Origin of the sequence: Shewanella sp. 2_MG-2023 (genome assembly GCF_030548905.1) — a bacterium.
GTDB classification, from domain to species: domain Bacteria; phylum Pseudomonadota; class Gammaproteobacteria; order Enterobacterales; family Shewanellaceae; genus Shewanella; species Shewanella electrodiphila.
On record NZ_JAUOSO010000001.1, the window covers coordinates 474,228 to 494,203 of the forward strand.

General features: G+C 40.7%; 19 protein-coding genes. 13 read left to right on the top strand and 6 right to left on the bottom strand.

What is annotated here, in order from left to right:
- The first annotated feature begins 91 nt into the window (after nt 1-91).
- From Q4600_RS02040 to Q4600_RS02065, 6 genes are all read left to right on the top strand, one after another.
- Nucleotides 92-295 carry a hypothetical protein gene (locus Q4600_RS02040; RefSeq protein ID WP_102529885.1) on the top strand — a complete coding sequence of 68 codons (204 nt, stop codon included), beginning with the start codon at nt 92-94 and terminating at the stop codon, nt 293-295.
- Complete coding sequence (locus tag Q4600_RS02045; protein ID WP_303512246.1) at nt 286-702, top strand: hypothetical protein; 417 nt, start codon at nt 286-288, stop codon at nt 700-702. The genes Q4600_RS02040 and Q4600_RS02045 overlap by 10 nt, the downstream gene beginning before the upstream one ends.
- 392 nt (nt 703-1,094) lie before the next feature.
- Nucleotides 1,095-3,410 carry a polysaccharide lyase 6 family protein gene (locus Q4600_RS02050; protein ID WP_303512244.1) on the top strand — a complete coding sequence of 772 codons (2,316 nt, stop codon included), beginning with the start codon at nt 1,095-1,097 and terminating at the stop codon, nt 3,408-3,410.
- Nucleotides 3,411-3,412: 2 nt separating this feature from the next.
- Nucleotides 3,413-5,806, top strand: coding sequence for an alginate lyase family protein (locus Q4600_RS02055; RefSeq protein WP_303512242.1), 2,394 nt, complete (start codon nt 3,413-3,415; stop codon nt 5,804-5,806).
- Between the two features lie 9 nt (nt 5,807-5,815).
- Nucleotides 5,816-6,163 (top strand): cupin domain-containing protein, encoded by a 348-nt coding sequence (locus Q4600_RS02060; RefSeq protein ID WP_102529887.1) that lies wholly within the window; start codon nt 5,816-5,818, stop codon nt 6,161-6,163.
- Nucleotides 6,160-7,461 carry an MFS transporter gene (locus tag Q4600_RS02065; protein ID WP_102529888.1) on the top strand — a complete coding sequence of 434 codons (1,302 nt, stop codon included), beginning with the start codon at nt 6,160-6,162 and terminating at the stop codon, nt 7,459-7,461. Before Q4600_RS02060 ends, Q4600_RS02065 begins: the two co-directional genes overlap by 4 nt.
- A 271-nt stretch (nt 7,462-7,732) precedes the next feature.
- Here Q4600_RS02065 and Q4600_RS02070 read toward each other — a convergent pair whose 3' ends face one another.
- Nucleotides 7,733-8,641, bottom strand: a complete 909-nt coding sequence (locus Q4600_RS02070; RefSeq protein ID WP_102529889.1) for a sterol desaturase family protein — start codon at nt 8,639-8,641, stop codon at nt 7,733-7,735.
- Nucleotides 8,642-8,696: 55 nt separating this feature from the next.
- A complete protein-coding gene (locus Q4600_RS02075; RefSeq protein WP_102529890.1) occupies nt 8,697-9,722 on the bottom strand; it encodes a DUF2804 domain-containing protein in 1,026 nt (341 codons plus the stop codon).
- Between the two features lie 324 nt (nt 9,723-10,046).
- Here Q4600_RS02075 and Q4600_RS02080 point away from each other — a divergent pair, with 324 nt between their 5' ends.
- From Q4600_RS02080 to Q4600_RS02095, 4 genes are all read left to right on the top strand, one after another.
- Nucleotides 10,047-10,613, top strand: coding sequence for a YajG family lipoprotein (locus Q4600_RS02080; protein ID WP_102529891.1), 567 nt, complete (start codon nt 10,047-10,049; stop codon nt 10,611-10,613).
- Between the two features lie 39 nt (nt 10,614-10,652).
- A complete protein-coding gene (locus Q4600_RS02085) occupies nt 10,653-11,237 on the top strand; it encodes a peptidylprolyl isomerase (RefSeq protein WP_248954428.1) in 585 nt (194 codons plus the stop codon).
- Between the two features lie 412 nt (nt 11,238-11,649).
- Nucleotides 11,650-11,988, top strand: coding sequence for a hypothetical protein (locus Q4600_RS02090; protein ID WP_303512226.1), 339 nt, complete (start codon nt 11,650-11,652; stop codon nt 11,986-11,988).
- A 120-nt stretch (nt 11,989-12,108) separates the two neighbouring features.
- Nucleotides 12,109-13,518 carry an MFS transporter gene (locus tag Q4600_RS02095; protein ID WP_303512223.1) on the top strand — a complete coding sequence of 470 codons (1,410 nt, stop codon included), beginning with the start codon at nt 12,109-12,111 and terminating at the stop codon, nt 13,516-13,518.
- 98 nt (nt 13,519-13,616) lie between these two features.
- On the opposite strand, the gene Q4600_RS02100 is transcribed toward Q4600_RS02095, so the two are convergent.
- From Q4600_RS02100 to Q4600_RS02115, 4 genes are all read right to left on the bottom strand, one after another.
- A complete protein-coding gene (locus Q4600_RS02100; RefSeq protein WP_102529895.1) occupies nt 13,617-14,786 on the bottom strand; it encodes a BamA/TamA family outer membrane protein in 1,170 nt (389 codons plus the stop codon).
- Nucleotides 14,787-14,875: 89 nt separating this feature from the next.
- Nucleotides 14,876-16,588: a hypothetical protein gene (locus Q4600_RS02105; RefSeq protein WP_303512218.1), complete on the bottom strand. Its 1,713-nt coding sequence runs from the start codon at nt 16,586-16,588 to the stop codon at nt 14,876-14,878.
- Between the two features lie 353 nt (nt 16,589-16,941).
- The gene (gene parM, locus Q4600_RS02110) at nt 16,942-17,118 is read right to left on the bottom strand and encodes a plasmid segregation protein ParM domain-containing protein (RefSeq protein ID WP_303512940.1); all 177 of its coding nucleotides are present in this window, start codon (nt 17,116-17,118) and stop codon (nt 16,942-16,944) included.
- A gap of 101 nt (nt 17,119-17,219) precedes the next feature.
- A complete protein-coding gene (locus tag Q4600_RS02115; RefSeq protein WP_102529897.1) occupies nt 17,220-17,705 on the bottom strand; it encodes a YajQ family cyclic di-GMP-binding protein in 486 nt (161 codons plus the stop codon).
- A gap of 169 nt (nt 17,706-17,874) precedes the next feature.
- Here Q4600_RS02115 and Q4600_RS02120 point away from each other — a divergent pair, with 169 nt between their 5' ends.
- Genes Q4600_RS02120 through Q4600_RS02130 form a run of 3 tightly spaced genes read left to right on the top strand, consistent with a single transcriptional unit; the run spans nt 17,875 to nt 19,975 of the window.
- Nucleotides 17,875-18,249: a VanZ family protein gene (locus tag Q4600_RS02120; RefSeq protein WP_102529898.1), complete on the top strand. Its 375-nt coding sequence runs from the start codon at nt 17,875-17,877 to the stop codon at nt 18,247-18,249.
- A gap of 11 nt (nt 18,250-18,260) precedes the next feature.
- Nucleotides 18,261-19,259, top strand: coding sequence for a ketopantoate reductase family protein (locus tag Q4600_RS02125; RefSeq protein ID WP_303512212.1), 999 nt, complete (start codon nt 18,261-18,263; stop codon nt 19,257-19,259).
- Complete coding sequence (locus Q4600_RS02130) at nt 19,259-19,975, top strand: phosphatase PAP2 family protein (RefSeq protein ID WP_303512208.1); 717 nt, start codon at nt 19,259-19,261, stop codon at nt 19,973-19,975. The genes Q4600_RS02125 and Q4600_RS02130 overlap by 1 nt, the downstream gene beginning before the upstream one ends.
- Nucleotide 19,976: the final 1 nt, after the last annotated feature.

Here is a 19,976-nt window from a genome sequence, read left to right on the forward strand (position 1 = left end):
TTCTATCTAACGCAAAGTTGTATTTAAAGATCATGTTTAAAGGATTATGTTCACTTTTATTTAAACAAACAATTAATCTGGGGAGATTAACGTGAAACTTAATAAAATAAGTCGCGCATTAAACACGATCAGAATACAGCCTAAAAGTGCCATTTATAGTTCAGCATTATTATCGTTATTAGCATCACCGGTATTCGCACAAGATGAAAATGAAGCCATTGAAGTTACAGCGCCAACTGCCCAAGTAGCAGAACAAACAGTTGACGTTAAAAAGATGATTCAGAAATGGAAGTGATCAAAGTCAGTGGTAACCACATGGATCCTTATCTTTCTAACAACTATGACTTATCGTTAGAGTGGTATCCAAGTGAAGATGCTGCGATCTCATTAGCTTATTACTATAAAGACTTTACTGGTGGCTATGAAAATGTCGAAGAAAACCGTGATATTACGGTGTCGCTCGATGGTGTTGATAGCATTTATCCAAACGTGTCTCATACCACTCGTCAAACCTCTGATGACTCATCTGTCATTCAGGGTATTGAAGTCACTGCGCAAAAAAATTTCTCTGAGCTACCTTACCCATTTGATGGCTTAGGTGCCAAAGTGGCTTACAACTATGCTGATTCAAGTTTTGTCACAGCTGAGCCTGGTAGCCCTTATGCTGTCGCTGATGCGAAGCTACTTAGATTTCTCAGCTAACTTCAAAGTGACAGATTACTTATCACTATCACTTAAAGCGCTGAATTTGTTAAATGAACGGCAAATTATGACTCGTGGTAACGATACTACTGTATCGGACTACTCTCGTTCTGGTTCAAAATATTTCCTTGGTGCAAAAGTTAAGTTTTAGCCTTAAGTAAAACTTAGTCGTGCAACTCCTACCTTAATATTGAGGTAGGAGTTATTTTGTTTAGAAGCGAGCAATATAAGCAAAAAGTAAAGTAAAGAAAGTGAAGTAGAGAAAGTGAAGTAGAAAGTGAAGTAAGAGAAATAATGCACTGAATCAATGTACGAACTAATGAGTATGAAATCGCAGGTTTAGCCTGACATCAATAACAATTACAGCCACTAAAAATAATAAGAGAGTCTTTATGCGTTTTCAAAACAGAATCAAGCTTCACTCAGTTGCTCACAGCACACTGTTATCGGTTCCTGTTAAATCAACTCTCTTAATGGGTTTATGTCTGCTGTCTGTTCAAGTCAACGCCGAAACCTTTACCGTAAGTACGCAAGATGAGTTTAATCAAGCAGTAAAAAAACTGGTCGCGGGCGATGACATCATTCTTTCAAATGGCACTTGGCAAGACTTTGAGATCAACTTCATCGGCCAAGGCAGCAAAGAAGCCCCTATTCGCCTTTCAGCTCAAACCAAAGGCAAAGTGATTTTATCGGGTCAATCCAATCTACAAATGTCCGGCACCTATTTAGAAGTGTCTGGCTTAGTCTTTAAAGACGGCTACACCCCAAACAATTCGGTTATCTCATATCGAACCAGTGAGGATGAATTAGCCAACCACTCCCGTGTAACAGAAGTGGTTATCGACAATTTTAATAATCCTGACCGTCATGAGTCTGATTATTGGGTTGCACTATATGGTCAACATAACCGTTTTGATCACAACCACCTCGTCGGTAAACGCAACAAAGGCGTTACGCTGACAGTTAGGCTTCGCGGTGAAGACAGTCAACAAAATCACCACAGAATAGATCATAACTATTTTGGCCCTCGCCCAACTTTAGGCTCAAATGGCGGAGAAACCATTCGCATCGGTACCAGTCATTTCTCAATGACGAATTCATATACGGTAATCGAAGACAACTATTTTGATCGCTGTGATGGCGAGGTTGAAATTATCTCAATCAAAGCCGGCAAGAATATAATTCGCAATAACACCTTTTTTGAGTCTCGCGGCACTCTGACTATGCGCCACGGTAACGGTAACCAAGTCGACAGTAATGTGTTTTTAGGTAATGGCGTTGACCATACGGGCGGTATTCGGATTATTAACCGAGATCAAACAATTACTAATAACTATTTAGAAGGGCTAAAAGGCTATCGTTTCGGCAGTGGCTTTACCATTATGAATGGTGTACCAAATTCGCCAATCAATCGCTATCATCAAGTGGTTAATGCCAAGGTAAGCCGCAACAGCTTTATCAATGTCGACCATATTCATTTAGCTGCAGGCAGTGATAAAGAGCGCTCTGCAGTGCCAAAAGACTCAGCATTTACACACAATTTATTTGTTAATAATAACCAACAAGCACCCTTCTCCATTTTTGATGACATCTCAGGGATTCAATTTTCTGACAACTTATCCAATGAGCTTAATAATAATCAAATAAACCAAGGTATTAAACCAACAGCAATATCACTACAGCGTGCAGATAATGGCCTATTTTACCCATCAAACAGCCATAATGCTGAATTTGGTGCGACTCAAACACTCATCCCAACCTTAAAAGCTAACACTGGCGTGAGTTGGTACACCAAAGCTGAGCCTAACACCGCCTTCGATTCGGGAATAACTCATAGTGTATCTACAGCCGAACAACTGTTGACTGCCGTAAGTAATGCTAAAGATGGCGATATTATTGCGCTAAAAGCAGGCAAATATCAGATAGAGAAAATCATCGAAATCAACAAAACCCTTTCGATTATTGCCCAAGATACTCAAAAACCAACATTGACCTTTAGTCGAGGTAATCTATTTGAAATTCAAAATGGCGGCAGCTTAAAGCTTGATAGTCTGATAATTACAGGCACAAGCAGCCCAGATTCATCTGGTAATACTGTGGTAAGAACCAGTAAATGGGGCATGCTAACCAACTATCGCTTTAGCATGTACAACAGCAAAATTAGCCAGTTAAACATCAACCATTCCTTCCACTTTTTTGACTCTGGCGCTCGCGCTTTTGCCAACAAAATTGAGGTTATTAATAACCAATTTAGCACTATCACAGGCGACCTTTTTAGACTTAACAAAGAAACCGATGATCGCGGTATTTATAACGTGGAATATCTCACGATCAATAACAATCAATTTAATGATATTGGCGGTGCACTGGTTAAGCTTTATCGTGGAGGCACTGACGAAAGCACTTTCGGCCCGCACATTAGCTTTAATAACAACGACATTACTAATGTAGGAAATGGTAAGCGAAATAAGAGCCAAGCCAGTTTATACCTTCATGGTGCCCAAGTTGCAGATATCAATAAAAACCACTTTAACAATAGTGCCTACATTAATATCGAACACACTACAGGTGAACCAATGACTCAGGTGACGTATAACCAATTTATAGATTCTGGGGCAGTAAAAGTGACAGAGCTTTATTCAATCAGTGAATCCACTGCCAAGCTAAGCGACAACCTTGTACAACAATCAGATAAAAAAGCGCTCTAATAATGAATAACATCATGAAAGCGCTTATCAATAACAACATGTCTAAGATTAACGTGATGAGAACAGCACACTTGTTAATTGGCTTTTTATTGCTCCAAGGCAGTTTATTCGCTGCACAGGCAAGCACATTAAGCCATCCTAGTTTAGTGATTAATCAGCATGATGTGACTCAGATGCGCGCAGCACTTAAACAAGCAGGCGCTTTTCAGCAAACTTTTACTGCTAAAAAAACAGCTGTAGATAAAGTGATAAACCAACCGTTAGTTGTGCCGTTTCCTGTAGATGGCGGCGGTGGTTATTCACACGAACGTCATAAGAAAAACTACCTGCAGATGTACGATGCGGGCGTGATGTATCAGCTCACTCAAGATATTCAATACGCGCATTTTGTTCGCGACATGTTGCTACAATATGCCGAACTTTATCCAAGATTACCGCGTCATCCAAAGCGTAGAAACAGCAATGAAGGTAAGTTGTTCTGGCAAGGGCTAAACGAAGCCATGTGGCTGGTGTACACCATTCAAGCCTATGATTTTATTATTGATGCTTTAGATGAACAAGACCAACAAATGATAGAAACTGGCATCATTTTGCCTGTGGCTAATTTCTTGTCGATAGAGTCACCTAAGACCTTCGATAAAATCCATAATCATGGCACTTGGGCAACAGCCGCTGTTGGGATGACAGGATTTGTACTCAATAAACCTGAGTTAGTAGAAATAGCTCTACTTGGATTAGATAAGTCCGGTACAGGTGGTTTCTTGCGTCAACTCGATGAGCTGTTCTCACCAGATGGTTATTATAACGAAGGCCCTTACTACCAACGTTTTGCTCTGCTACCTTTTGTCACTTTTGCTAAAGCCATTGAGCAAAACCAACCGCAGCAAAAAATCTTCAGCTATCGCGATGGTATTTTATTAAAAGCAATTTATAGCACCATCGAGCTAAGCTATAACGGCTTATTCTTTCCGTTAAATGATGCGATTAAAAGTAAAGGCATCGATACCATGGAACTGGTTATTGCCGTCAGTATTGCTTATGGGCTCAACGGCGATAACAATTTGCTTGATATTGCCAAACAACAGAATCGTATTTTACTCACAGGTGATGGACTTAAACTCGCCCAAGCGATTGATGCAGAGGCTAAAACCAATAGCATCAGCCAATACCCGTTTTCATCTATGGTATTCCGTGACGGTAAAGCGGGAAATGAAGGGGCATTGATTGTTATGCGCCAGCAAGCACCAATCGAACAAAAGCTTACCGACCAAGCATTAGTGTTTAAAGCCACAGCCCAAGGTTTAGGTCATGGCCATTTCGATAAGCTTAATTGGCAGTTTTATGATGATGGTGAAGAAATTGTCTCTGACTATGGCGCGGCGCGTTTTCTGAATATCGAAGCCAAATCTGGTGGCGGTTATTTAACTGAAAATAAAACTTGGGCGAAACAAACCATTGCCCACAACACCCTCATCGTTGACCAAACAAGTCACTTTGGTGGCAATACAAAAGTGGGCAACAAACATCACCCTGACATCCTGTTTTATCATCATGATGCAAAAGCCACATTAGCATCTGCAAGCATTAACAGCGCCTATGAAGATGTCAGTTTCACCCGCACCATGGCGATGGTTACAGTTGAAACAGCAAATGCCTCATACCCTCTTGTTATCGATATCATGGATGTCAGCAGTGATAATGCTCATCAATATGACTTACCCGTGCATTATCAAGGTCAGTTTATTGATTCAAACTTTACGCGCCACGCTTATACTCGTCAGCTCAATCCATTAGGTGAACACTCGGGTTACCAGCATTTATGGTTAACCGCTACGTCTCAACTGCCAAATGCAAAATCAAAACTTGAGGCAGCATCAAACCTTGCTCAAATAACTTGGTTAAATGACAACGGCCATTTTTACACTCATAGCAGCATCAATGCCGGCAATACTGAAGTACTATTTACTCAGCTTGGTGCCAATGACCCAAATCAAAACCTTCGCCTTGAGCATAGCTTTATTCAACGAGTGCAAGACAGTAAGCAACATCAATTTGTCAGTGTATTAGAGCCCCATGGCGAATATAACCCATCAGCAGAATACACATTAAATGCCACCAGCAAGTTGCAATCATTAACCTATGATAGTCAGGACGACATCAGTGTCATTGGGTTTAGTCTACAAACGACACCAAGTACAACTCAGCAGTTCGTATTGGCTATTTCTCACCGTCAGGATTTGAACCTTGCCACTCGTTTGCAACGCAACCTTGAGAACGAGAATGTAAAAAACAACCAAAAACAACAATCAAACCAACCAATAACTAATCGTTTTTCTTACGCAAACAAGCCATACAGCTTTAGCGGAAGATACCAGTTATTAACCATTACGCAGTAGGAGTTAACCATGAAACAGAGTGCACATTTTTCTTTCGGAAATGAAACAGAAATTGAAGATATCGGCGGCGGTCTTAAGCGTCAAATGCTTGGGTTTAATGAAGAATTAATGGCTGTAAAAATTTGGTTTGAGAAAGGCGCTATTGGCTACAACCATGCCCACAGACATTCTCAAGTGACTTATGTTGTTGAAGGTGAGTTCCACTTTAACATTGATGGCGTCACTAAAATCCTTCGACCGGGTGACAGCTGCATGATCCCACCTCATGCTGACCATGGCGCAACTTGCCCAACCGGCGGTATTTTGATTGATACCTTTAGCCCAGCACGAGAAGACTTCATCGAGGGCTTAAAATGAAGATAAACAATCTTCGATGGTGGATCATCCTCCTTATTGCGCTAGCGACGGTGATTAATTATATCGATCGCTCAGCCCTTAGTGTGCTTTGGCCTGATATTGTTGAAGATATATTTCCTAACGAAACCGCGCTTGAGCGTAAACAGATTTACGCCAATATCTCTATTGTGTTCATCTTATCTTATGCGTTTGGTCAGGCGATATTCGGCAAGATATTTGACTGGATTGGCACTCGTCTTGGTTTCGTTTTATCTATTGGTGTTTGGTCTATTGCAACCGCGGCCCATGCCTTTGCACAAGGTATGCTGAGTTTCAGTATCTTTAGAGCAATCTTAGGTGTCGCTGAGGCCGGTAACTGGCCAGGTGCAGCTAAAAGTAACGCTGATTGGTTTCCAACTAAAGAGCGTGCTTTAGCCCAAGGCATTTTTAATTCAGGGGCTGCAATCGGTGGTATTATTTCTATTCCACTCATTGCCTATATGACCGTCTACTTTAGCTGGCAAATGGTCTTTGTGATCATCGGTCTGGTCGGTTTACTCTGGTTAATCCCTTGGATTATCTTAGTTAAAGCGCCGCCTAAATCTCACCCTTGGATTACTGAAGAAGAACGTCAATACATCCTAACTGGGCAAAAAGCCACTGACACTGACGATGGAAGTGATGCTGAAGAGTACAACCCATCAACCGTCCAACTGCTTTCTCATAAGCAAAGTTGGGGAGTGATTATTGCTTCGGCAGCTATCGATCCTATTTGGTGGCTATTTGTATTCTGGATCCCTATTTACCTGAATGAAGTGTATGCAATGGATGTTAAATCCATTGGGATATACGGTTGGGTCCCTTATGTTGGTGCAATGCTTGGCGCTTGGTTTGGTGGTTTATTAGCACAAAACCGACTCAAAGCCGGTTGGAATATCAATAAAACGCGCAAACTGACTATCACTTTAGGTTGTTTAATTATGTTGCCTGCTTTGCTTTCAATGGCAAGTCCAGGTGGCCCCACAACTGCAGTGATGATCATGGCAGTGATCCTATTTGGTTTTCAAACAGCCATTGGTAATGTGCAAACACTGCCAAGTGACTTGTTCGGTAAAAAAGCCGTGGGAACCCTAGCAGGATTTTCAGGTATGGCAGCAAAATTAGGCGCATTAGGCTTAACCGCTTTAGTGCCTTATCTAACTGCTGATGGCAACTACACCCCTGCATTTGTGATTGGCGCATCTTTAGCGGTTATTGCCATTGCATCTGTGTGGATTTTGATCCCTAAAATCGAACCTGTTAAGTCACCTCAAAAGTAGTGGTGAAATAACAAGTCTGCGATTTATAACGATTTAGCAAGACATTATCTTTAACGTATAAATTGATAACCATGTCGATAGATTGACTGAAAAACTACTCATTGCTCAGTTGATTTTTAGAATGAGGTTATGGATTTGATATTGATAATTTAAGCTGGGGCTGTACCCAAAGAGCCCTTTTTTATTTGGTGAGACCTACTTATCACGTACTCAACCCCTTCCGAGTATGTGGTAAGTAGGTTAAACCTTCTTTCCTTTACACGACAATGGGTCAATCGACCACACTATCATCATTTCTTTCAACAGCGACCTTCTCACGAGTATTAACATCAGCTTGAGACGGGGGTGAAAATAAAACACCTAGTCGCTGCTTTATGCTCAATCCTGACTTACTCACCTCTTTAAACATCTCGCGCCATTCAGCAAAACTGACAATCAAAGGATTAAAGCTATTAACAGGCTTAGTGATCCCATAAATCACGGTTTCTTTTTCCGGCTCAAATGTGCCGAAAAGCTTATCCCAGATGATCAATACACCGGCGTAGTTTTTGTCTATGTATTGCTGGTTTTGACCATGATGAACACGGTGATGTGAAGGGGTATTAAATAGCCACTCAATTGGACCCAATGATTTGACAGCCTGGGTATGAACAAAAAATTGCAGCCCAAGATTTAAAAGCACCACAAATACTACCCAGTTAGGGTCAAAGCCAATCACAATCAGCGGTAACCAAAACAGCCACATTCCAGCAAGCGGGTACATTAAGCTTTGTCTAAATGCGGTGCTAAAGTTCATATTCTCAGAGCTATGATGAACGACATGAGCCGCCCACATCCAACGCACTCTATGACTTGCACGATGGAACCAGTAATAGAAGAAATCCTGTAGCACCATTAATACGATAAAACTGACCGCGCCCATTTGGATATCAAATAATTTCCAGCCAAATACTGCTAAATAGATTTTGGCAATGAGCAGCCCTGCAAGAATATCAGTTAACTGATGCATGCCCGCTAAGCTGATATTGCAAAACACTTCCGCTTTTTTATATCGCGCGGAAAGAGGGAGTTTTTGGCGTTTATCACCTAAATACCATTCGAGGAAAATACAAACAAAAAATACTGGCGCTAATGCAAGCAGCAGCATTTCCGGGTGATTGATGATTGAGTTCAAATCCATTGAAAACCTTTATATTATTATTTTATTTAAATTGTTTTGGGCGGATAATTAAACGCTACCACTTAGCAAAGTGATCTTCAGTTAAACCAAGCTGATTACGCAATACATGTTTGTGGCCATTATTATCGATGATGTGGCCGCTAAAATAGCCGATGTACTGCCTAAAGTTACTTTTTAGAAAACCAAAATTGAGTTTTTCGCTGCGGCAATTAAGTGCCCTAAAAGTCAGATCGACTTGACCTGTGGCAGTGCTGATTTGCCAAAAGTCGTCACTCACATGCCGATTAAAATCGAACTTTACTCCTGGGAGTAAATGGCGCTCACCATTAATCCATAAGACATTTTCAGTCGCGCCTGTTTCGTTCACCCCTGCGGCAAGGTTTAAGCCTAAAACCCCTTGCTCCACTTGCGCATTGATTGACGCCCAGCGCCAACTGGTTTCGCGGCGCATATAACCTGCAGAAAAGTCATAACCACCTAAAGCGAAGTTAAGCGGCTGCGGTTCATCTTTTATGGTTAAGCGACCAGAGACTTTTAAACCATTGTGCTTTTGAGTATAAGTCCAGCCGTTATAGCCAGTTGGAGTACACAAGCTCATGGGTAAACTTAATGGCGGAGGATTGAGCTGTAATTCTGCTTTTATATCATCGGTGTTAATGGTTAATTGCCACAGGGAGTCTTTAATTGAAAATTCAATCTTACCTTGGCGGTGCTTAATCCTTGCCTTACCTTGCTGAGGCGAGCGTGATACAGACATCCCCCAGGATAACGGTTTTAAGGCTTGAGTTTCTGTCAGCTTATTCTTTTCAATATCATATAAGTAACAAAAACTGCTGCCCACATAGCGAATATCGGCAATCGCGACACCAATGATGTATCTCGCAGTGGTAATATTAATAAATTGAAACTGTTTATAATCAAAATACTTAGCAAACCAAGAGCAAGGCTTATCCATTTCATTAAAATAGTTAAACTGTTTTACCCCTAAGTCCCCTACCACACCATCAAAGTGTCCGAAAATAGGCTGACCTTCAGTGTTCATTAGCTTGTCTGGCGCAAGTTGTAAATGATTCAAAGACATACTTCATCCGTTATATTAAAACTGGTTACAGTGTCGATATTTGTCGAGCATTATCCGAGGTAATAATGGCTTGATTGCTTTCTAGCGTTTTTATCAAGAGTATTTATTTAGAGTAAATCATCAAATACACCACACTAACGTGAATAAATTATCAGCATAAGTCAATGGCTAGTGATTGAATTAAGATGGCACTGCTTTTATTTAACGAGCTAAAATTTGTTGCGACTCACTATATTGGCACAATCTAATTAACTGCCATTTTTTGACTGGAAAGGCGCTAAAAATCTGTTATTCTGACCGCACCATTTTTTACCGTTTTTAGTCATGAAATCATTGTCATTATTGTTGTGCTCCGCATTATTTTTATCAGCTTGTGCTAGTCATACTCCTACTCATATTGCACTTAATCCCAATGTGCCTAATGTCATCAATAAAATTGATCGTTACGACACTGTCGCAGTGAGCACCATTGATGTCCGTAAAGCCAACTTTATTGTTCGCTTTAATCAAGGCGATGAGGCAGCAAAGCTTGTTAGTCCGAGTGAACCAATCAGACAGCAACTTGATAGCGTGTTTAAAAAATCAATGAGTAATGCCGGATACCAAGTGGATCCCGCCGCCAGCAATACTGTTGAGTTCCAGTTAGATTACTTACTGACAGATGTTACTGAGTCTACTTTTGGCTTTGAAGCCAACACTAACTTAACCATCAATGTTGTCGCTAAAAACCAAACCCAAGAATTCACTAAAATTTATAATGGTAAAGGCATGTTAAAAGGACCTTTTAGCCCAGATTTTGCCACCTTAGAGTTGGATATGAACAAGCTTATCGATGAGCTTACAACTAAGATTATTAACGACCCTGAATTACATCAGTTTTTACAACAGTAATCTCAATAATAACGTCAGACCACAAATTAGGAATGCCTTATGCTTAAACGGATTGTAGCCAGTGTAATGTTGTTTTCGTCAATGATGGCAAATGCTGCCGTCGATATTCAGCCTAATACCCTTTACCCAAAAGTGGAATTTGATACCACAATGGGCAAAGTCGTGGTGGAGCTAGACCGCACTCGAGCGCCTATCACCGTCGATAACTTCCTCACTTATGTGGTTCAAGGGGACTATGACAACACCCTTTTTCATCGTGTGATTGCTGATTTCGTTGTTCAAGGTGGAGGGTTAAATCCGCAGTTAGAAGAAGGCCCATCAATGGACCCTATTGTTAATGAGTCGGGTAATGGTCTATCAAATTCTGTTGGCACTATTGCAATGGCACGCGATAACGATCCTCACTCTGCAACGCGTCAGTTCTACTTTAACGTTGGCGACAACAAAAATCTCAACCCATCTAAACGCCGCTGGGGCTACGCTGTATTTGGTGAAGTCATTGAAGGTATGGCGGTGCTTGAAGCAATGTCTTACACACCAACCATGACCAATCCAGAGTTAAATTGGCCTGACTTTCCAGTAAAAGAAATTAAACTTAATAAAGCGACGCTTTTGCCGCAATAAGCGACTTTATTTATATGTCTTTTTTGCGTTAAAGACTCGAGAAATAAGACTGCAGCAAGCACTTTTTGAAGTAAATAAAGTTTAATTTGATTACTACTGCGTGATACACAAAACAGAATAAGTGGAGTGAAATATTGATTTCATTCCACTTTTTTTTAGCATGTTCTTCTTCGCTGATTTCTAATGACAGCTAAAACCACTTTTTTAGCACTTACATTGTAAATTTGAGTAATTATTCAACAATCCTGACTATACTTATTTTTACCTGTAAGCAGCTTTTTCCCGTGTTTAGATAATTACTCATTAAGTTGTCAATAAATCGCTGCTTGTTCACTCTGCATTATTTGATGAGTAAATTCGTTTAGTTTTGAGTGCTATTTGATTAATAGCAGTAATAAAAAGGATGTCATCTATGACCCCAAATGACTTCATAGAAACCAAGGCGCCACAACTGGCCTATTATGGAAAGGCTTTTTTAGATAACCAACTAGAGCATAAAGAAATCAAGCTTTACATGTGGGATGTACTGGAAGAATGGCAAACTATCAGCCTCGATACCAACACAGACGCCGCAACCCCCACAGATACCGAAAAAGTGTTTTGGCATTTATTACACTGCTTCGATCAATGGCCAGATATGGTTATTAGAGGTAATCAGTATCTAAGGCAACAAATTCATGATTGCTGTGACTACATTAATATTGGAGGGGATATGCCCCATGGTTGTATCGGGATCAGGCCGACAAATTGACCAACAACTTCAATTACTTTAAGTTAATTTTACACTCTTCAAAATTTCCAACCAGAATGGCTTGAACCAATACGCTACGCGACATAAGCTAGAGCCATTCTCCTTCAATCCGTTGCCTTAATGTCTGAACTGCTAACTCGTACCCGTGAAGCCTTGTCTGTTTATTATCACAAGCGTGTTCTAATCATGTTATTGCTGGGGTTTTCTGCTGGCCTACCGCTTATGCTGGTGTTTTCAACATTAAGCTTTTGGCTTCGCGAAGCAGGTGTTGACCGTGCCGCTATTGGCTACTTTAGTTGGATCGCATTAACGTATGCATTCAAATGGGCTTGGTCACCATTAGTGGACCGTATGGCGCTTCCCCTATTCACCCGATTTTTCGGACGGCGAAGAGGCTGGATGATCTTCGCCCAGCTCGGCCTAGTGGCCGCGATATTGGGCATGGCACAAAGTGATCCCTTAGTTGATTTAGAGCAACTGGCCATTTTTGCCCTGATACTGGCATTTGCCTCAGCGACTCAAGATATTGTCATTGATGCCTTCCGTATCGAATCAGCCCCCCAAGACATGCAGGCAGCATTAGCTGCTGCATATCAAGTGGGCTATCGTAGCGCAATGATTGTAGCAACCGCAGGGGCGCTAACCATTGCCGCTTGGGTAGACCCAGGTAATACCGAATATAATTTAGAAGCATGGCAAACCGCATATTTTGTCATGGCAATGCTGATGTCTGTAGGCTTAATCACCACTTTGTTTAGTAAAGAGCCACAAGTCGATACAAAAGCTGCAGATGAAAAAGAACGCCAACTTAAAGCGCAGTTTGCCCAAAAGTATCCGACTAAAATAGCCAGTGCTATGGCCTGGTTATACAGTGCCAGCGTCCTGCCTTTTGTCGATTTCTTTAAACGTTACGGCAAAAGTGCCATCTTGATTTTATTGCTGATTTCTTGCTATCGGATCTCCGATATTGTCATGGGCATTATGGCCAATGTGTTTTATGTGGATATGGGTTTCAGTAAAGAAGAAATTGCCTTTTTAAGTAAAGTATATGGTTTAATCATGACGTTACTTGGCGCGGGCGCAGGCGGAATTTTAATCATGCGCTATGGCACGATGAAGATACTATTTGTCGGTGCTTTATTGGTTGCTGTCACCAACTTACTCTTTGCATGGCAAGCTTACATTGGCTATAACGTACCATTCTTAACCTTTGCGATATCGGTTGATAATTTCAGTGCAGGCATAGCCACCGCAGCCTTTATCGCCTATTTATCCAGCTTAACCAGTAGTGGCTACAGCGCTAGTCAGTATGCTTTACTGTCTTCAATTATGCTGTTGTTCCCTAAGTTTATTGCCGGATTCTCAGGGGTATACGTCAATGCTTATGGCTACGTAAACTTCTTTATTGCCGCCAGTTTGATTGGATTTCCGGTGTTAATATTAATCAGTCTGTTATCGCGTATGCAGTCCGAGCAGCAGTCAGATAAAAGCAATATAAACTCTGAAACAGAGCCACAAAACACACCGTAATAGTAAGGCGCTCAATAATACCACCCAAGCTCAATTGGCATAGATTAGATAATAATTGCTGTAATCATGCCATCAGAGCTTGTGGTAAACCCTCACTTTTAAAACCCTGAACCCAAGGTAAAGTAAACCGCATTTTCATCACCACTGGTGGCGAAATCCATCCCCATATGAATGCCATAACGACGGGCAATTTGGTAACGAAAGCCAACCCCATAACTATCAACAGAATCACTATTTTCTTCAATAGCATCACTGTCTGTCACGCCATAACCGTAAAATGCAGATAACGTCCAACGATGATTGAGGTGATACATCAACTGAGATTGAACTGTAGCCACTTGGTCACCTTGATACTTAAACGCCGACACACCGCGTAACTCTACATAAGGTTTAGTCGTAGGTGACAGCTGAATATCGCCAGCATATAACTGGTCATAGCCACCTGCGAACGCTAATGTCCAATGATTAGAAAGAGGAAGGTAAACTTCACCGCTTGCTTCTAATGTTTGATAATTATGATCAGAGCCAATAGATTCATCAAACACCATATATTCTGCCGAGAATATATAACCCTTCTTAGGAAAGAAAATATTGTCGCGGGTGTCATATTCCGCAATAAGCCCTAAACCAGAGGTTGTTGTTTTATCACCCAATTGTTGCTGTAAAATCCAGTCAACCACAGCGTTAGAAGATGAAACTGATGATTCAGCCCAGAATTGTTTAAGCCCTAGCATTAATGGGGTTTCAGCCACTCTAAATTGAATTTTTTGTAAGGCGAATAGCGCTTCTGTTGTGGTATCAAATTGAATAGCTTTATCAGGAGGAAGTAGCCCACCTAAACGAGTATAAATATCAAGATTGGCATTAGCTGCGCCGCCTACTACGGTATAGCGAATGCTATCATCTAACCAAGAATGACGATGACCTGCAATACCAAACCAAGTACCATTGGCCGTCCCACCCGCGCCAACCAATGTCATCGCAGCTGGCATTAATTGGGCTCCGCCATCAATTGACTCAAGGGCTTTTTGTCTTCTCGCTTCTTTCTCAGCTTCTGTTTCATGTAAAAACAACCCAACGATACCCCCACCCGCACCAACGGCTGGTTCAGTAATTAATACCGGAACAGGAAGAAACCCATAAGCGTTTTCAGCAAGGTGATACCCTAAATCAAACTGACCATCTTTTTCATCAAAAAAGTACGAACTCTCGGCGATCGCCACTGAAGAAACTAAGCTCAGAAAGCACAAAGAAACAAATTTAAACATGGTTTTTTCAACCTATTAATGTGGTTTTAAATATAGAGGAAGTAAGATTTGAGTCACTGCGATAGGCAGTGACATGTGGTGTTTCAGCGCTACATAAAGTTCAACACCATGGAAATAACCAACAACATCAAAAAGCTTGAAGTAATATATGAAATGGCTATCGCATACATTGCACTCTGCTCGTGCAAACGATAACGGCTTGATATGCCAACACCATCAGCTTTGCTTTCAATATTCTTGCCTATTGCTACTGAAGGTTTGTTAAATTTCAGCATTTTACTGGCAATCATTAATGAAAATAGTTGGGATACGAGTACGACACCTAAACCAATTAAGGGGATTTTCATACCACTGGTATTCATTTCGTTAATCATTTGCGGGCCAAAATACAAGCCTGTGATGGCGATGAATGCCAGCAAGGATAACTCTCTAACAAACGTGATAGTGTGACGAGGTAACTGAGAAAGTGGATTGATTTTATTGCTCAGCCAGCCTACGAAAGTACCAGCAATCAAGCTACTCAGCCCAATGCTTAAATAAAAATACAAACCACCAATGTTGAGATTCCATAAGCTCATTAAATAAGCTGCCACTAACCCTATTCCAAACAAGGCGAAACTCTCGGTATTACGGCCAACATTGTTACTAAAGTTATGTTTAACGAATTGAATATCACTAGCACTGCCCATGATTTGTAAAATATCATCTTGTTTCACAATTATATCTGGCGTGATTTCTATAGATTTTTGATCTCTGACAAGTCGAATGATGCAAAGATTTTTGTAGGTATTTTGGTTAATTTCAGTCTTGATATCATTTAATGATTTGCCAACAAAGCCATGGGTATTGATGAGCATATTAAAATGCGCTTCATTGTTATCTACTTGAGTGTCACTAGGTAATTCACTACCTATTACATCATCTTCAAAATAATATAGCGTGTCGTGTCTGCCCGTTATGGTAACGATATCGCCCGCGACAAGTGGCTCATTGTGATTAACTGCGTCATCAATCTCATTCGAACTACTTTTTGCCTTATCAACTAGATTGACTCGTTCGAACATGATGTCAAAATACGGTGCATTCAGTTGTTCAATGCTTTTACCAAGAACCGTACTGGTTGGATTAACTTCAAAAACACGTTTTACGACCGTTTCAAGAGTGTCGATTGGGTAGTATCTATCACAATGACTTTCATCCAATTCATTTTGAGTCGCTTTATCAAAAGGTGAATCACTTTGCTTCATTGCAGCAGATTGGAGCCATTTCATCATGATCACAGGCCCTACCATGCCAAAAATGACCGTCAGTACATATCCCATGTAAGCATTATTAAGCGCCACTAATTTCACTGTTTCAGAAAGTTCAGGCAACTTTTCAATCGAATCAGTGACCATATACATTACTTCTGGATGGACAAAGCTTCCAGAGATCATGCCTATGCTGGTATACAAATCGAGATTAAAAAACCAGGTGGCCAAGCACATGGTGGATATAGTGATAAGGCTTATAATCAAACTGGTCATTAAGATTGTTTTTTTACGTAATTGCCACACCCTTAAAATGCTATAACCACCTTGATAACCGATAACATACAGAAATAAACCGAAGAAAATCCATCGAGACGAAGGTTCAATATAACCACCCAATTGGCCAATTAAAATACCAACTAACAAGGTGCCCGCCACACAACCTAAAGAGAAACCTTTGATTGATAACTTGCCTAGCAAACACCCTAAAACTAAGGTGACCAAAACGGAAAAATATGGTGATTCTCCCAATAAAAGCTGTATTTCTTCCATCGTTATGTCACTTTTTATCACTGGCACTGAATATCGGCCATAATTGAAATCAGGTTGTTACAACGCAAAAATCTCTGTTAAAGAGCGCAATTAAGGCCTATGGAGATTTCAGGTATTTAATTAACGCTGATTCTATGGCTGATAAGATGACAGTCATAATCGCGCATGAAGGATAAAACCCTACATAATTTTAAAAGAGGCACACTTGAGGGAAGAACGTTGAGGCTTTTAAGCTAAGGGGTAACGAAATAGCGTATAAAAACCAACAGATTCAGATTAATCAGCATCAATGACTTTAAACAACTGATGCCCAGTTAGCACAAGCCTTTGGCTTTACTTTACTTCATTTAATGTCAATTCATTTCTCTGGCTCTGGCAAATGATACAAATCGGCTGGTTTGCATTAGCGCATGATGTACCGACAATAAGGTTAAATCATCATATTGGAACGCGAGGTGAGTGATCGACAATGTTAAGTCAGATGTGGCATCAAAGGTGTATTGGGTTGAGCGGATTTGATAATTAAGTATCTTCTTTCATTGAGAAATGCTGCAACAGCAAACTGTTACAGCATCTTTTTTTGATATCATTTTTATTTAAAACAACATAAATGGCTTAAAGCCAATCAAAACTAGTCGCGGAAATTATTAAACTGAAAAGGTTGGCCTAATTCAGACTCTTTCGCTAAACGCATGACCGCTTGTAAATCATCACGTTTTTTACCCGTGACTCGTACTGAGTCACCTTGAATAGACGATTGTACTTTCAGCTTGCTGTCTTTAATTTGCTTAACCAGCTTTTTAGCCACTAAGGTATCAATGCCTTGCTTAAAGTTAACTTTTAAGCTGAAGGTTTTACCGCTATGAACTGACTTTTCATCAACATCCATAGCTGAAGGCTCAACGCTACGCTTACTCAATTGAATACGCAGAATGTCCACTAACTGACGACATTGGAAATCATCTTCCGCTTTTAAAGTCACGGTATGATCTTTATGTTCAATATCGGCTTCTTTGCCGCGAAAATCAAAACGACCAGCAAGTTCGCGGCGTGAGTTCTCAACAGCATTTCGTAATTCAACTTCATCTACTTCTGAAACGATGTCCATTGATGGCATTGTTATTCTCCCAATTAATCTTTGTGCTAATACTAACATTTTCAGCGAAAGCGCAAACCCTCCATAAAATAGAAAACAATAATTAACTGGAAATTAATGACTTTAGCCGCTGCATTTTTTATTATTGCTGCAATCAAAAGATATCGCATCAGGCTAAGTACTCGACAGCATGAAATTAAAACTATTTTTTACAGCATCATTTGCGTTTGCTGTACTTGTTGTCAGTTACCTTGTTTTCTCAAAGCCCAATTACCCCGTTACGTTTAACAACATGGATAAAGTCGGTCATGTATTAAGCTTTTTCGGCTTGGCATTTTTAGCTTATTTTGCCTTTAAACCTAAATGGTACTGGATGTGTTCGATACTGGCTTTTTACGCTATTTTAATTGAAGTCATCCAATCTCAAATTCCTTATCGCAGTGCTTCTATTGCCGATGTAGTTGCCGATTTGGCTGGTATCGCGTTGTTTTATATCTTTCTGTTTGTTTTTAGAAAGTATCAGGCAGCCAAGCTGTTCCCTAAACGTTCTTCAAAAGCATCATAAGAGAGCCTGTTATGCGCTCACACTCCCCGGCTCCTAACACTGTGACTTCAAACATTGCAATTGTCGGCGCTGGCGCCATTGGCATGTTGATCTATCATCAGCTTAATGCATTTACTCAGCCATTATTACTGGGACGAAATTTCACTCTAGCTGATGCAGAAAACCAAACTCAGCCGCTGACTTTTGATGCTTTATCCAGTGACGTTAAGCCTAACAATGTTGTTAACGTGCATACCGAACCATGTTTAGTCAACAATCTTAAAACGGTGACACCTAAGCAGTTGGCCAGCATTGAACTAGTTATTGTGTGCGTTAAGTCCTATCAAGTTGAAGCGGCGTTAACAGCGTTAATTGACAAACTGCCCCACAATGCCACTTTACTCCTTTTGCACAACGGTATGGGGCCGCATTTACAGGTCATGGCGCTGTTAGCATCTCAGCAAAGAACTGATATCAATCTGTACCTCGGCACAACCTCTCAAGCGGCAATAAAAGTAACTGAGCGTCATGTCCGTCAAACAGGTACCGGCAAAACAGTATTCGGACATTTTCATGGCCATAAATTAACTCCGCAGTTAATTGAATTACTCGTTACAGCCATTCCTAACTGTCAAATCAGTGATAATATCTTGCTCGGTTTATGGCAAAAACTCATTGTGAATTGCGCCATTAACCCCATCACTGCCATCGAGCAATGTCAAAATGGTCAATTAGCTCAACCACAGTATCAGCAGCAAATAAATGCCATCACCACTGAATGTGTCGCTGTCGCAAATGCTGAAGGCATCACTATATCTTTATCGGAATCACTTGAGACTATTGCTCAGGTCATTACCCTCACAGCCAATAACTTCTCATCCATGCATCAAGATGTGAAACATCAACGCATGACAGAAATAGCTCAGATTAATGGCTTTGTTGCAGCTCGTGCCGGTGTTCATCAAATCAAAACCCCAGCCAATAACGCGATGACGGACAAGATCAACCAATTAACTCAACCCGACTTATAATGTCTGTTAATAAATACGACAATAGCAAACGAATTAAAACACCTTCTGTGGTTCAGACAATTCCTTTTACTCGAAAAATGGTTGCTGCTTACATCTGTTGTGGGCTAGTAACCCTGATCAGTATCGCGTTTTTTGATCGAACTATTGCTGAGTACATGCACGTTAATCTTCAATCTAACCTGCTTTTACAAAGCTTTTCTAAAACCCCTTTATTACTTGAAATCATTGCACTCATTATTGTGCTAGTAAGCTTTCACAGACACTACAAACACCTTTTTCATCTCAGGCGCATCATCATTTTAGTCGCCATCATCGCCACCATAGTGCGCGTAAGCGCTAAAATGGTCTTTGGCCGTACTTGGCCAGAAACCTGGACTAACGATAATCTTTCGTGGATTACCCATGGCGTTGAAGAGTTTCACCCCTTTTCACTTTCTAATAGCTTTCATTCATTTCCATCAGGTCATGCATTGCTCACCTTTGCTTTTGCCAGTCTATTTTGGCACTTTGCGCCGCGATATCGGTTGCTTTGGTGTAGCTCAATGGTGGCTGTTTTGATGGGACAATTGGGTCAGAACTATCATTACTTAGGGGATTTACTTGCGGGTGCATTGATTGGCACCTTAGTCAGCCACTTAGTGATTAATGGCTATAGTCATTACAATCAAAACACATGCCAGAACGAGACAGCTGAAATAAAAAAGGCTCAATACTGAG

Bases quoted from the DNA above. Each gene is read 5' to 3' on its own strand.
- Q4600_RS02045 (WP_303512246.1), top strand. From the start codon at position 286: ATGGAAGTGATCAAAGTCAGTGGTAACCACATGGATCCTTATCTTTCT.
- Q4600_RS02130 (WP_303512208.1), top strand. From the start codon at position 19,259: ATGTCTGTTAATAAATACGACAATAGCAAACGAATTAAAACACCTTCT.
- Q4600_RS02050 (WP_303512244.1), top strand. From the start codon at position 1,095: ATGCGTTTTCAAAACAGAATCAAGCTTCACTCAGTTGCTCACAGCACA.
- Q4600_RS02100 (WP_102529895.1), bottom strand. From the start codon at position 14,786: ATGTTTAAATTTGTTTCTTTGTGCTTTCTGAGCTTAGTTTCTTCAGTG.
- Q4600_RS02080 (WP_102529891.1), top strand. From the start codon at position 10,047: ATGAAATCATTGTCATTATTGTTGTGCTCCGCATTATTTTTATCAGCT.
- Q4600_RS02115 (WP_102529897.1), bottom strand. From the start codon at position 17,705: ATGCCATCAATGGACATCGTTTCAGAAGTAGATGAAGTTGAATTACGA.
- Q4600_RS02095 (WP_303512223.1), top strand. From the start codon at position 12,109: ATGTCTGAACTGCTAACTCGTACCCGTGAAGCCTTGTCTGTTTATTAT.
- Q4600_RS02120 (WP_102529898.1), top strand. From the start codon at position 17,875: ATGAAATTAAAACTATTTTTTACAGCATCATTTGCGTTTGCTGTACTT.
- Q4600_RS02090 (WP_303512226.1), top strand. From the start codon at position 11,650: ATGACCCCAAATGACTTCATAGAAACCAAGGCGCCACAACTGGCCTAT.
- Q4600_RS02085 (WP_248954428.1), top strand. From the start codon at position 10,653: ATGCTTAAACGGATTGTAGCCAGTGTAATGTTGTTTTCGTCAATGATG.
- Q4600_RS02065 (WP_102529888.1), top strand. From the start codon at position 6,160: ATGAAGATAAACAATCTTCGATGGTGGATCATCCTCCTTATTGCGCTA.
- Q4600_RS02055 (WP_303512242.1), top strand. From the start codon at position 3,413: ATGAATAACATCATGAAAGCGCTTATCAATAACAACATGTCTAAGATT.
- Q4600_RS02070 (WP_102529889.1), bottom strand. From the start codon at position 8,641: ATGGATTTGAACTCAATCATCAATCACCCGGAAATGCTGCTGCTTGCA.
- Q4600_RS02075 (WP_102529890.1), bottom strand. From the start codon at position 9,722: ATGTCTTTGAATCATTTACAACTTGCGCCAGACAAGCTAATGAACACT.
- Q4600_RS02125 (WP_303512212.1), top strand. From the start codon at position 18,261: ATGCGCTCACACTCCCCGGCTCCTAACACTGTGACTTCAAACATTGCA.
- Q4600_RS02105 (WP_303512218.1), bottom strand. From the start codon at position 16,588: ATGGAAGAAATACAGCTTTTATTGGGAGAATCACCATATTTTTCCGTT.
- Q4600_RS02060 (WP_102529887.1), top strand. From the start codon at position 5,816: ATGAAACAGAGTGCACATTTTTCTTTCGGAAATGAAACAGAAATTGAA.